At 39.8% G+C, this 13780-nt stretch carries 11 protein-coding genes and 1 rRNA gene; 7 read left to right on the top strand and 5 right to left on the bottom strand.

Annotated elements, in window-relative coordinates:
• Window positions 1-239: 239 nt before the first annotated feature.
• Together rrf and A9267_RS19700 are read left to right on the top strand one after the other, a co-directional pair.
• A 5S ribosomal RNA gene (gene rrf, locus A9267_RS19705) occupies window positions 240-355 on the top strand.
• Window positions 356-1312: 957 nt separating this feature from the next.
• Window positions 1313-2587, top strand: coding sequence for a CinA family nicotinamide mononucleotide deamidase-related protein (locus A9267_RS19700; protein ID WP_065110462.1), 1275 nt, complete (start codon window positions 1313-1315; stop codon window positions 2585-2587).
• 61 nt (window positions 2588-2648) lie between these two features.
• Here the strand turns inward: A9267_RS19700 and A9267_RS19695 are convergent, their stop codons facing one another.
• Together A9267_RS19695 and A9267_RS19690 are read right to left on the bottom strand one after the other, a co-directional pair.
• A complete protein-coding gene (locus A9267_RS19695; protein WP_065110451.1) occupies window positions 2649-3830 on the bottom strand; it encodes a flagella assembly protein FlgT middle domain-containing protein in 1182 nt (393 codons plus the stop codon).
• A 3-nt stretch (window positions 3831-3833) separates the two neighbouring features.
• Window positions 3834-4559 carry a flagellar basal body L-ring protein FlgH gene (locus A9267_RS19690; protein ID WP_065110450.1) on the bottom strand — a complete coding sequence of 242 codons (726 nt, stop codon included), beginning with the start codon at window positions 4557-4559 and terminating at the stop codon, window positions 3834-3836.
• 431 nt (window positions 4560-4990) lie between these two features.
• Between A9267_RS19690 and A9267_RS19685 the strand changes: the two genes are divergently transcribed.
• Both A9267_RS19685 and A9267_RS19680 read left to right on the top strand, forming a co-directional pair.
• On the top strand, window positions 4991-5758 hold the full coding sequence (locus A9267_RS19685) for a hypothetical protein (RefSeq protein WP_065110449.1): 768 nt from the start codon (window positions 4991-4993) through the stop codon (window positions 5756-5758).
• Window positions 5759-5818: 60 nt separating this feature from the next.
• Window positions 5819-6274, top strand: a complete 456-nt coding sequence (locus A9267_RS19680) for an LPP20 family lipoprotein (protein WP_065110448.1) — start codon at window positions 5819-5821, stop codon at window positions 6272-6274.
• 48 nt (window positions 6275-6322) lie between these two features.
• Here the strand turns inward: A9267_RS19680 and A9267_RS19675 are convergent, their stop codons facing one another.
• The 3 genes from A9267_RS19675 to argE all read right to left on the bottom strand — a co-directional run bounded on the left by A9267_RS19675 (window position 6323) and on the right by argE (window position 10810).
• The gene (locus A9267_RS19675; protein ID WP_225442127.1) at window positions 6323-6826 is read right to left on the bottom strand and encodes a DUF1439 domain-containing protein; all 504 of its coding nucleotides are present in this window, start codon (window positions 6824-6826) and stop codon (window positions 6323-6325) included.
• 32 nt (window positions 6827-6858) lie between these two features.
• Window positions 6859-9507: a phosphoenolpyruvate carboxylase gene (gene ppc / locus A9267_RS19670; RefSeq protein ID WP_065110446.1), complete on the bottom strand. Its 2649-nt coding sequence runs from the start codon at window positions 9505-9507 to the stop codon at window positions 6859-6861.
• Window positions 9508-9658: 151 nt separating this feature from the next.
• Complete coding sequence (gene argE / locus A9267_RS19665) at window positions 9659-10810, bottom strand: acetylornithine deacetylase (protein WP_065110445.1); 1152 nt, start codon at window positions 10808-10810, stop codon at window positions 9659-9661.
• Window positions 10811-11067: 257 nt separating this feature from the next.
• On the opposite strand from argE, the gene argC reads away from it, so the two are divergent.
• The 3 genes from argC to A9267_RS19650 are packed head-to-tail and all read left to right on the top strand — an operon-like array spanning window position 11068 to window position 13762.
• Window positions 11068-12048: an N-acetyl-gamma-glutamyl-phosphate reductase gene (gene argC, locus A9267_RS19660; RefSeq protein WP_065110444.1), complete on the top strand. Its 981-nt coding sequence runs from the start codon at window positions 11068-11070 to the stop codon at window positions 12046-12048.
• A gap of 12 nt (window positions 12049-12060) precedes the next feature.
• A complete protein-coding gene (argB, locus tag A9267_RS19655) occupies window positions 12061-12843 on the top strand; it encodes an acetylglutamate kinase (RefSeq protein WP_065110443.1) in 783 nt (260 codons plus the stop codon).
• A 13-nt stretch (window positions 12844-12856) separates the two neighbouring features.
• Window positions 12857-13762 carry an ornithine carbamoyltransferase gene (locus A9267_RS19650; protein ID WP_055026237.1) on the top strand — a complete coding sequence of 302 codons (906 nt, stop codon included), beginning with the start codon at window positions 12857-12859 and terminating at the stop codon, window positions 13760-13762.
• The last annotated feature ends 18 nt before the right edge of the window (window positions 13763-13780 follow it).

Genomic DNA, 13780 nt, shown 5'->3' with positions numbered 1-13780 from the left:
GGACGTTGATAGGCAGGGTGTGTAAGCGTTGTGAGGCGTTGAGCTAACCTGTACTAATGACTCGTGAGGCTTAACCATACAACCCAGATGAGTTTTTATCTGAGTTGATGGTAACTAGATTTATTACTTACTGTTGAAGGTAAGACTTAGTGAAGAATTTAAAGCGCTTAATAAAGTAAGACACTCAAACAGCTTTCCGAATTTAGTTAATTGCGATAAGCGATTAACACCCGAATTTGCTTGGTGACAATAGCATTGTGGTACCACCTGATCCCATCCCGAACTCAGTAGTGAAACGCAATCGCGCCGATGATAGTGTGGGGTCTCCCCATGTGAAAGTAGGTCATCGCCAAGCGCCTAATTTCTCTTTTAAGAGAGCAGATAGCCCGTTACTCACGTAACGGGCTTTTTTGTGTCTGTAATTTGAGATATACATGTTCAGAAACGAAGCTAAAGCTTAAGTTTAGACACATCAACAGCTGATAGTGTGATTGATATGCCCATGTAAAGTAGGTCATTGCCAAGCGCCTAATTTCTCTTTAAGAGAGCAGATAGCCCGTTACTGACGTAACGGGCTTTTTTGTGTTTGTTAAGTGAATTGTGTAGCGTAAGACAGTGTGGACAATGTGCCCATGTAAAAGTAGGTCATTGCCAAGCGCCTAATTTCTCTTTTAAGAGAGTAGATAGCCCGTTACTCACGTAATGGGCTTTTTTGTGTCTGATTGTTATGTGAATTGAGTGCAGGGAAAGACAGTGTGGTCAATATGCCCATGTAATAGTAGGTCATTGCCAAGCGCCTAATTACTCTTTTATGAGAGCAGATAGCCCGTTATTTTCGTAACGGGCTTTTTGTGTCTGTAATTTAAGATAAATATGTCCAGAGACGAAGCTAAAACAAGTTTAGACACCTCAACTGCGCACAGTGTAGACGATATGCTCATTTGCAACAGGAAATCCACATGATTATTTAATAACAAAAGATTGTCGAAACTGATCTAAAGGTATAAAGCGGTTGGTCTTATAAGGCTTATAAATTGATTAGAATTGGTTTAGTTCTCCATAAAAAATTCATCGGTGAAGGCATTAGCGATAAATAGACCTTCATTTTATAGATGAGTTAGAGTTGTTTACACAATCGTGATTAATCTTGTTGGTTTTTCGAGCTTGAGGTTTGTTATTTAGCTCATTGATGATTGCTTTGATAAGACTAATACCATTTAGTGATTGATGTTTATCGCTAGTCAGTTATCTTGATAGGCAATTGATAATGGAAAGTTTAACAACACATTACTATAAGCTTCTAGGGACACAAATGAAATTAGAAATGATATGTACTGGTGAAGAGGTGTTATCTGGCCAGATTATTGATACCAATGCCGCGTGGGTAGCCAACACGCTAATGGAGTTAGGTATTGAAACACATCATCGGATTACTGTGGGCGATCGTTTAGAAGATCTTAGGGATGCCTTTATTGAAAGAAGCCACCATGCCGATGTGATTATCGTTAATGGTGGGCTAGGCCCAACAAGTGACGATATGTCTGCTGAAGCGATGGCGCTAGCTAAGGGCGAGTCGTTGATTGAGAACGAGGAGTGGCGAGATCGATTGATTAGCTGGTTTAGTAAAAATAATCGTCAGATGGCTAAGAGTAATTTAAAACAAGCTTTATTACCTGAATCGGCTGTTATGGTTGATAACCCAGTAGGTACAGCATGCGGTTTTCGTGTAAAGCTTAATAAAGCTTGGTTGTTTTTTACGCCTGGTGTGCCCTTTGAACTAAAGCACATGATTAAAGAGCAGTTTATTCCTTTCATTAAATCTGAGTTCGGAATTAGTGAAAATACAGCATTGAAGAAGTTACTGACCATTGGTCATGGGGAGTCTTCTTTAGCTGATAATTTAGCAGAATTAACATTACCGGCAGGGATTACCCTAGGCTACCGTTCGTCAATGCCACACATAGAAATTAAGATATTCGCTCGCGGTGACAAGGCAATTAATCAATTGGCTGAAGTGACGAAAGCAATCAAATCAATTTTAGGGATTGCGATTGTAGCTGAAGATCGTCCAACACTTGCTGCTGAGATACATCATCGACTTTTCCAATCTGGTTTTAGCTTAAGCTTGGCAGAGTCGTGCACTGGGGGAATGTTAACAAGTCAGCTAATCGATTTTCCTGGTAGCTCGTCGTATCTACACCATGGTTTAGTGACTTATAGTAACGAATCTAAGGTAAAAGTATTAGGGGTGAATCCACAGATCCTCGATGATCATGGCGCGGTTTCTATTGCTACTGTTGAAGCTATGGCCAGAGGCGCACGTGAAATATTAGATAGTGATTTTGCACTTTCAACAAGTGGTATTGCAGGTCCAGATGGTGGTACTGAAGATAAGCCTGTTGGTACCGTAGCGATTGCATTAGCGACTAAACATGTTGTGTATAGTCAAATGGTTAAAATCCCTAACCGATCAAGACAGTTAATACGAAGTCTTAGTGCCGCTATAGCCTATGATATGCTTCGTAGAGCATTGCTAGGTGAAGCTGTAATCGTTGATTATCCTTCGATAACCAGATTTGCTAAGTAATTAGAATAGTCAAGTGAGCTAGTTTTACTGAGACTGGCTCACTTTGATAGCATTTAAATTACTAAAACTCTACTGTTGTCACTACGTCATATAAATCTATTTGATGTTGATTCATACCGTTTTTGTCTAAATGTTTAGGTACTTTTAGTAAGCTAATTTTGTTACTAACTTGTACCACTTCCAGATGAATAGGTTCATCTGGTGGCATCAATGTCGATAAAACAGAGTTGGCCAAGGTGATATTTTTGAGCTTAATATGCTGAAAGATATCTCCTTTAGCAACACCATGTAATTTTCCAATATTGATGGTGATATAGGCATCATCTCGATTAATGACAATGGCTTTAGTCGCCTCGCATTTTAGAGTTTGATTAATCTCTTGTGAGACTTTGAACAAGGTATTGACGATTGTTTTCCCATATTCACTGCGCCAAAATAAGCTGTTCGCCAAATCTACGCGACTGTATGAGTCAAAGCTCCAACCACCTTCACCGTGATATTCTTCTTCAAGTAATATACTGTTACTGATCCTGTCATACATAAATACTTTTATCGTGAAGTTACGCTTGGGGTAAACAGTATCGACAAGTAAGCTGGATTTTTTTTCGTTGTATAAACTGATATCTCGAATATAACCAAATACTAAATATTGGCTTTGATATTGGCTATTTAAGGCTTCAGAGATACCTTGTATGGTTTCTAAATTAATTGTATCCATCGTTGTAATTGGCTTATATACCATTTGTGGGATCATTTCTTCGACGAATACGTTTGGTTGATGGGTTAATTCATTTTTAAACCTCGAACCAATATGAAAGGGGAGATTTGAGATATCGCCAGCTGAGGCCTGCGAAGGTGTGAGTAATGGAAATTGAGCAACAATGAGCTGTTTGAGGTAACGATCTTCAATGCAGTTAGATTTTGACTCTAAACTGACTTTTAGATTGATGGTGAGCTTACCACCTTCTATAGATTCATTAAGAATGACAATTTCACTAATATGGTGTTGTGACAGAACATTGCTTTGACTGCTCGTTAAAATGCCATCCCTAACGGTATTTTCAATGCTGATGAAACTACTTGCTTGTAATGACGCATTCTCAATTGCTTTTTCAACAACCAATTTGCGCACATCATTATAATCATCGTTACCTATAGGATACGATGCTTGTCCAACGTACCACTGTGCCATACTGACAGAAGGGAATACTGCCAGTAAACATAGCCATAAAAACCGTTTCATTGACTATCCGAATACGTTAAGTAGCTTGCTAATCAAAGAAGGATCTTGGTTATCTTGTTGCTCACCTTTACCGCTAACTTCAATAACAGTGTTTCCAACCATACTGGAGTTAATTGAATGATCTGACGCAATATCAGTCACCCTAATTTCACCTGAAAAACGCACATATTCATCGCCTTTATTCAATTTAATCCACTTTTCCCCGGCAACGATTAAGTTTCCATTGGCAAGTTTCTCCCTTACTGCAACGGTAATCGTTCCAGTGAGTGAGTTATTGTGGTTACTTGCAGATGAACTATCAAAGCTTTTATCTTGCGAATAATCCGCGCTGAGGTTGTCTTCATTGATATTGATATTACCCGCAGTGATATTGGGTGACAGATCAAACTCATTAGAGCTATCACGCTTGTAGCTGATGGATTTTTTGGATGTTAGCTCTTCATTGAGCCTTATCAAAATCATGTCGCCAATTTCGTAACGATTGTTGTTTTGATAAATATTGTAGACATTATCAGGATTAAAAATTGAACCTGTTATCTGCTGAGCTTGTTGAATGTTGTTGTTCCTAACAGGGCGGTAATTTGGATCGCCTTTCATCACTTCATCAGAAGGTTCAACAACATTTACAGTCGTGTTTTCTTTGTTAGGGATTTTTATTTCAGCTACTTCAGTTGTTGTGCAGCCTGAAATAGTGAATAAAAATAAAACAATAAGCAGGGGAAGTTTCATTTTTAAATATCTAAATTTATTTAGTAGTTATTTAAATTGTATCTTTAATATCCTATATAGATCTATGGCCTGCACAGTTTCTTCACTCTCTTTACGCAACTTTACCAAATTACGTATTATTTGTTTTTAATAATTGTTATATATTGTATTGGTAAAGTTTTTAGCTTGTTTTTATTATTACTTTATTTGGAACTTGTTGTTGTTTTAATTGGTGGTGTCAATTTTTATGGGGCGATATATTTATTTCATTTACGTATCAAAGGGTGAAAAATAAATGCTGTTAATTTTAAATGGCATTATCTTTGTTTTAATAAATGCTTAGTTATATTTGCAAGGATATTTTTATTTGTACTTTACAATAAGCCATGGGACTATAATAAGAACAACAGATAAATATATTATTTACTCTCAATTCATTCGGATTATAACATATGACTGAAAGTCAATCTGCTCTTACTGTTAATGAGGCTATCGACAAGCTAGGCAATAAAGTCGATACGAGCATTTTTCAGCTCAATGGTAATAGTGAGCAGAATCAGTTTAGTCGTATCTTAAATGAGGCGAACCAAATTAGTGATACCTCTGCTGCAGCAACTTCGCTAACAAAGGCTTCTGAAACGTTTTCACTAGACACCCTTCAGCAACAGATGCTTGCTAGTACAGGTTTAGATAATGAGACGATACTTTCGTTGAGTATGTCTGATGACATGGTAAGCGAAATGCAACAGGGTTTATTATCATCACTGCAAACAAGTATTGTTGAAAGCGCTCTAACACAAGCTATCAGTGCAAATTCGGTTAATATTGAAGATGGAATAGCAATTAATACTTCCACTGATAATATTGTTGGTGCTCAATCATCAGAAAATGAAAGCCTTGTGGATGATGTGTATTACTATTCATTTGGTGAGGATGGTTTTGATAGTAAAGATGTAATAGATTCTATTAATATTCTACATCACACACCAATTTTATCTTATATATACCAAGAAACAACGGGCGATAAAATAAGCCCAGCTTCGACCTTGGCAGGTAGTTTATTATATTCAGATTATGTTGGCGTAGGTTCGACAGCAATAAAATTAGCAATGGAATATTTTACTGAAAGTAATCCTGAAATGAATATTACTGATGTTGGTGATTTACTTTCTAATAATAATGACGAATTGACTGAAAGTGAGGTTGGTCATTCCCTTTAGCGTTATTTATAGGCTGTTAAAAAATCAAATCCATTTTAAATCTTACCCAATGAGTATTGAATGAAATTATTAATTGTTTTGTTGTGCTGGTTATTATCAGGCTGTGAGGTCTTGCAAAGTAATTATGAACCTTATCAGCCCACAGAATTTCCAGTATTAAACGCTGTTGGTTATGCCCCAATTGATCAACAACCAGCAGAGTTAAAGTCAGAACAAATTTTAATGGCGATGGAAGCTTCAAAAATTTTGGCTTATCGAGAGTTAGCTGAACAAGTCTATGGGCTGCAGTTGAATTCCAACACGTCAGTGCAAGGAGCAAGCCTTAATAGTATTGCGACTAAAATCAAAGTCTCTGGAGTAATAAAAGGTGCGAAAGTCATTAAGACCTATCCTGTGGATGGATTTTACGTTACTGAATTAGAGTTAGATTTTAAGTTAGTGCGTGATTTGTATATGCAGTCTGAAAACCCAGTGCATAGTAACACCTTGATTGTAGAGCCCGTTAAGAACTTTTAATGGCAATCGGTAACGCTAATAAAAAAGCGCCTTGCGGCGCTTTTTTGTTTAAAATTTTATGACTATCTTGCCTCTTTCAACTTCAATTGCTTTAGTCATCGATGCCATCAATGCTTGATTACTATCCTTGGTGTCCAGCACATAAACAGGTTGGGACTCTAAAAAGGTTCTTAGAAACATCATCAATTGTGGCGTAATGGGTTTTAGCATTTGCTCAATATCTGCGGGTTCGGATTTCACACTGACTAAGTCAAGCTTCTTTAAAAAGATACTTTTGGTCTCTACATCGTACCAAGGCTCAGCCTCAAATGTAGTTTCCATATCAGCAGCAATTGATTTAAAGGGGTTTTTAACCGCCATTTTGGTAATTGCAGTTACGGAAATAGTGTTAGGCTTACGACCTAACTCAACTTCCATATCGTTGAGCTTTAACTGTAATCCAAAAACTTGATTCCCTTGTGAGACCTCATAATGCATTTCATTATTGAGGTAATCTTCAACTTCAGATTCAGAGATGCTGTACTGACTAGCACAGCCAGTCAGAAGCAGCATTAAGCAAGCTAAACATATTTTAAATAATGGCATTATCCTGTGTTTCTCATCCCTGCGGCAACACCCGCAATTGTCAGCATTAGCGCAAGCTCAACTTGTTTCGATGCTTGCTCCTCATTACGTGTACGACTCAGAAGTTCCGCTTGTAGAAAGTTCAGTGGGTCAATATACGGATTACGTAGCTTAACTGACTCTCTGTTCCATGGAGTGTGGGACATTAGCTCTTCTGATTCAGTTAGCGACAATACCGCTTCTGTGCCTAATTGTAGACTTTCACGCAGCTTTTTACCTAAATGATGCAAGTTTTCTGGCACTAAGGTGCTTTCATAGTATCGAGCAAGATTAGGTTCGGCTTTCATGTATACCATTTCTAGCATAGAGATACGGGTCTCAAAGAATGGCCATTCTTGTTCCATTTCTTTCAGCAGTGCCGACTCCCCACGTTCATTGGCAGCTTTTAGTGCCTCTCCTGAGCCAAGCCAAGCTGGTAGCATTAAACGGTTTTGTGACCATGCAAAAATCCACGGAATGGCACGGAGACTTTCGATGCCACCATCGACACGTCTTTTAGCTGGACGGCTGCCCAGTGGAAGTTTGCCTAACTCCACCTCCGGAGTTGCTGCTCTAAAGTACGCGACGAAGTCTGGTTCTTCACGCACGATACCACGATACGCTTTTACTGAATCATCAGCGATACGTTGCATGCAATCTCGCCAAGCTTGTTTAGGCTCTGGAGGTGGTAATAAAGTCGCTTCCATAACAGCAGAGGTATATAGAGCTAAACTCTGAACAGCTACTTTTGGAAGGCCAAACTTAAATCGAATCATCTCACCTTGTTCAGTGACTCGAATTCGACCATCTACTGAGCCAGGTGGCTGCGATAAAATAGCCTTATGAGCTGGCCCGCCGCCACGGCCAATTGAGCCACCACGACCGTGGAAAAGCATTAATTTGACGTCTGCATTCTTACAAACGGCAACGAGTTGCTCTTGGGCGTGATATTGCGCCCATGCGGCAGCCATTACGCCAGCATCTTTAGCAGAATCTGAATAGCCAATCATGACTTCCTGCATACCTTTTGTATATCCACGGTACCAGTCGATATTCAGCAGTTGTGTCATACAGTCAGCAGCGGTATTTAAATCACTCAAAGTCTCAAATAGTGGCACAACACGCATTGGGTGTTGACAGCCAGTTTCTTTGAGTAATAGCAACACTGCAAGTACATCCGATGGCTTACTGGCCATTGAGATAACGTAAGAACCTAGTGCAGTAGCAGGTTGAGAGGCGACTAATTTACAGGTATTGATGACTTCTTCCACGTCGGCTGACGGTTTCCAATCAGCAGGGATAAGCGGCCGACGACTGGTAAGCTCTCTTAATAGGAAAGCTTGTTTTTCGCTTTCATCCCAATGATCATAATCGCCCATACCGAGGTAACGAGTTAATTCGGCAATCACATCGCTATGTCGTTCAGCATCTTGGCGAATGTCGAGACGTAGCATATGAATGCCAAAGCATGCTAAACGACGTAAGATATCGAGCAGCAGTCCATTAGCAATTAAGCGCATGCCAGATTCTGATAAGCTTCGGTATAATAATTCAAGAGGTTGTTTTAAATCATCTAATTGCCATACAACATCGTCATAGTTCAGGTCAATTTGCTGACCTTCTAGGCGGGCATTGAGGTAATCAATTGTATTGCGTAGTTTATGACGAAGTTGTCTTAGTACGTCTCTATAGGGTTCTTTACTGTCTGGCAGCTGCGCTTTAAGTTCAGCATTAGCTTCTTCCATGGATAATTCATTCACCAAAGAAACGATATCTTTTAAATATAATCTGGCCGCGGCATGGCGATTACGGAGTAATACTTCCTCGGTGACTTTTGAGGTCACAAATGGGTTACCGTCTCGATCCCCGCCCATCCAACTAGAAAATCTAACAGGACAAATATCAGCGGGAATTTGTTGACCCGTTTTTGACTCAACATGGTCATTGAGTTGTCTTAAAAAGTCTGGAACGGCTTGCCATAATGAGGCTTCAATGGTGCTTAGTCCCCAACGTGCTTCATCTACGGGAGTTGGGCGTTCATGTCTGATCTCGTTGGTGTGCCAAATCTGTGCAATAAGTTGACGTAACCTAAGGTGTGTTTGGCCTTTTTCTCGATCAGTGAGTTGCTGGTTTTCTTGCTCTGTTAAACAGTCGACAACAGCAGAGTATTTTTGAATGAGAGTACGACGAGATATTTCTGTAGGATGAGCAGTAAGGACTAAATCAATATCGAGGGTTTTTAAGCAGTCGATGACTTCTTGTTCATTGGCATTACTGTTTAGCATTCGTCCCAGTAACTGCTCGACAGGATCTGGTACACAGACAAGTTCATCACAGTTGCGACTTATGGTATGAAATTGCTCTGCAATATTGGCCAAGTTTAAAAATTGATTAAACGCTTTAGCAAATGGCACCAGTTCATTGTCAGGTAATGAATTGAGCAGAGCTAGCATTTGTTGTCTTGATTCGGCATCGCCTTGGCGAGACTCTTTGGCCAGAATACGAATTTGCTCTACTTTTTCAAGAAATGCATCACCAAGGTGATCGCGCATCGTATCACCTAAAATTTGCCCTAAGCTACTCACATTAGAACGTAAAGAAGCGTACATGTCGGCGGTTTGCTCTGCCATAATTACTCCATAAGTTTAACTTAATTAGCCGCTACCATTAATGGGCTACAGCTAGCACAATAGCTAGCTGTGAGGGGGTTGGTCAATGGGTTATTTCAATAATTAATCATGCACCATGATTAATCGCTACTGATAGTGAAACTTATTACAACTATTTAATACAAGCCTGATAAATAAGCTTTTTCATTAACTCAACAGTGGGTGTTAAATATTCTAACCCTATGTATTCATCTGGCTGATGAGCTTGATTGATACTACCAGGGCCCATTACTAAGGTTTGGCAGCCCAATTGTTTTATATAAGGGGCTTCAGTTGCGTAATTAACAACCTCAGGCTCGGTATTAGCGATATCTGCAACCATTTTTGTCCAATAATCATCAAGTTTACCTGCAAATGACTCTGATCCTGGGTAAAGCGTGGATATCTCAATACTGCCTGGGTATTGTTTGTTGATGTCTGCAAGATAATTAATCACCATCAACTCTAAATCGGCAAGCTCAATGCCAGGTAACGGGCGAATATCAAGATGTAAATCACAACAGCCACAAATACGGTTTGCTGCATCGCCGCCATGAACATGGCCAAAGTTCATCGTGGGGTAGGGAACACTAAATGCATCTTCACGGTAGTTTTCACTTAAATGCTGCTTGAGTTTCATCAGTTGACCGATGACTTGATGCATAATTTCAATCGCGTTTAAGCCACGAGCGGGGTCAGAAGAATGACCACTTCTACCAATCACTCTGATACCTTGTGCTAAATGGCCTTTATGCATATATACCGGTTTTAAGCTGGTGGGTTCACCGATGATTGCATAGTCAGGGGCGATACTTTTTGAATCTGCAAACGCTTTAGCACCATTCATTGTGGTTTCTTCATCAGCGCTAGCAAAAATATGTAATGGACGTTTTATTTCATCAAGCGGTAACGACTTCAGCGCTTCCATAACTAAAGCAAAGAAGCCCTTCATATCGCAGGTACCTAACCCATACCAACGGTTATCTTTTTCTGTTAAATCAAAAGGGCTCTGACTCCAACGTCCTTCATCAAAAGGAACGGTGTCAGTGTGTCCAGCCAATAACAGGCCGCCACTGCCTGAGCCAATAGTTGCGATTAAGTTCTGTTTGCCTCGGCTGTCAGCCACGGTATGAACAGTGCAGTTAAAACCCATATCTGAAAACCAAGATTGAAGTAACTCAATGACTGCATGATTACTCATATCTTGCTCAGCTTCTAATGCACTGATCGAAGGGAGTGCAATTAGCTGTTTAAATGCATTTTTTAAATCTGGTAATGAATTCATAGCAACCTTTATAGTGCTTGCAATAAATATGTATTCATTATTATTGCATAATTAATTTATTGTGTTAGTCTAGCAAACAGCTAAGGCATTCACCATAACTTGATTAGATTAAAGATTATAAATATGTATTTAATTGCGATTCAATTCACTGTAACAGATCCCAAGGTAAACTATCTTCGACGATAGTTTTAATCTCGAGCACCCTGCTCATATACCGAATTATTTCTCTAGTTTACTGACCTAAAGACGACAATATAATGAAAAACATCGCAATAATTGGCGCTAGTGGCTATACCGGTGCACAAATCACCGCTTTAATTGATAACGATACATCGCTTTCTATTCAAGGCCTTTATGTATCAGAAAACAGTCTTGATAAAGGAAAGGCACTTGCTGAGCTATACCCTGCATACCAGCAAATCAAGTTGTCGTTATCTCCGCTAACGGCAGAAGCTAAACAATCAATTATAGAGGAAGCTGATGGCGTCGTGCTCGCGACTGATCATGCAGTAAGTTTAGAATTAGCTGCTTATTTTTATAAGCAAGGTTTAGCAGTTTTTGATTTAAGTGGTGCTTACCGTTTTGCTGATATCGAGCAATACCCTAAATGGTATGGGTTTGAGCATACCCAGCAAGATGTTCTTGCTGAAGCCGTTTATGGCTTAGCAGAGTGGAATCATCAACAAATCGCTGGCAGTAAAATGATTGCAGTTCCGGGCTGTTATCCAACAGCGTCATTAACTGCACTGAAACCTTTAACGCCATACCTAACGGATGCTTACCCTGTCATTAATGCTGTTAGTGGCGTTACTGGAGCGGGCAGAAAAGCCCAGCTTCATACTAGCTTTTGTGAAGTCAGCTTAACGCCATATGGCGTATTAGGTCATCGTCACCAGCCTGAAATTGCCACTCATTTAGGGCAAGAAGTTATCTTTACTCCACACCTAGGTAACTTTAAACGGGGCATTTTAGCCACGATTACGGTTCAGTTAGCGAAAGGCACTACAGAAGCTGATATTGCTAAAGCTTATCAAGTTTACAATGACAGTCCGTTAGTTAGCGTTTTACAAAACCAATTCCCTAAGGTGGACGATGTTGTGAATACACCTAACTGCATTGTCGGTTGGAAGTATGATTCTCAAAGCAATTACTTGGTGGTTGCGAGTGCGATTGATAACTTAATGAAAGGTGCTGCAAGCCAAGGCCTGCAGTGCATTAAAATTCACTTTGGCCTATAACGGGGAATCATCATGTCACAGAGTAACCCAGTTATTGTATTAAAAGTTGGCGGCGCATTATTACAATCAGAATCAGGAATGGCTGAACTCATGGGCGTTGTTGCAAACATGATGTCTGACGGCCAGAAAGTTATTTTTGTTCACGGCGGTGGATGTTTAGTCGATGAGCAATTAGCTGCCAATGGTAAAGAAACCATTAAATTGGATGGTTTAAGAGTGACTCCCAGTGACCAAATTCCAATTGTCGTAGGTGCATTGGCTGGAACGTCAAACAAGTTATTACAGGCCGCTGCAATTAAGGCGGGTATTGTGGCCGTTGGTATGAGTTTAGCCGATGGTAATACCGTTGATGCAGTAGTTAAAAATGAAAACTTAGGCCTAGTGGGTGAAGTGACACCGAAAGATGCGAGTTACTTAACTTATTTATTATCACAAGGCTGGCTGCCAATTTGTAGTTCAATTGCTGTGTCAGCACAAGGTGACATGCTTAACGTTAATGCAGATCAAGCTGCAACGGCCTTAGCAAAGTTAGTGGCAGGTCAGTTAGTGCTTCTATCTGATGTACCGGGTGTATTAGATGGTAATGGCGAGTTAATTGATCAATTAAATCAACAACAAATTTCAGATTTAGTTCAGCAAGGCGTGATAGAAAAAGGAATGAAAGTCAAAGTCGAAGCGGCATTAGAAGTTGCTCAGTGGATGGGGAAGCCGGTGCAAGTTGCATCTTGGAAACAGCCTCAACAATTAATTGCCTTATCAAACGGACAATCCGTTGGCACCCAAATTCAGCCATAGGAGTAACACACTAATGGAACATTTATTATCTATAAAAGATTTATCGCAAACAGAGTTACTTGATTTATTAGCGCTTGCTAAGAAGATTAAAGCAAATCCAGCTGATTATAACCAAGCCTTGGCAGGTAAAAGCGTGGTGATGTTGTTTGAGAAACCTTCTTTACGTACCAGAGTGAGTTTTGATATCGGCATTAATAAATTAGGTGGCCATTCAGTTTATTTAGATCAGCAAAATGGGGCCTTAGGTAAACGTGAGCCGGTTTCTGATTTTGCTACTAATATTTCTTGTTGGGCTGATGCGATTGTTGCCAGAACATTTTCTCATACGACTATCGCTGGATTAGCTAAGCATGCTTCAGTGCCAGTGATTAATGCATTATGTAACTTATACCACCCATGCCAAGGCTTAGCTGATTTTCTGACATTATCTGAAAAGTTTGATGATATTAGTAACGTGAAATTAGCTTACTTAGGTGATGGTAACAATGTGACTCACTCATTGATGTATGGCGCTGCAATTTTAGGTGCCACTATGACTGTTGTTTGCCCGCCGGGTCATTTCCCTGATGGACAAGTGGTGTGTGAAGCACAAGCGTTAGCTGCAAAGCATGGCGGTAAGCTTATTTTAACCTCAGATATTAATGAAATGGGCCCGCAAGATGCGGTTTACACCGACACTTGGATCTCTATGGGAGATAACACTTCAATGGAAGAGATTGAAGCCAAATTTAAACCTTACCAAGTCAATACAGCATTAATGACCCAAGTTGGTGCTAATTACTTCATGCATTGTTTACCTGCATATAGAGAAGTGGAAGCGACTGCAGAAATCGTTGATGGTGAAGGTTCACTTATTTTGCAACAAGCAGAAAACAGAATGCATGCACAAAATGCAGTACTGGTAACGCTATTAGGTTAAACAAATACTTCGTCGATT

Origin of the sequence: Shewanella sp. UCD-FRSSP16_17 (assembly GCF_001675935.1) — a bacterium.
Lineage (GTDB): Bacteria > Pseudomonadota > Gammaproteobacteria > Enterobacterales > Shewanellaceae > Shewanella > Shewanella japonica.
The sequence above is the reverse complement of the archived record's forward strand: the minus strand, read 5'-3'. Positions and strand labels throughout refer to the sequence as shown.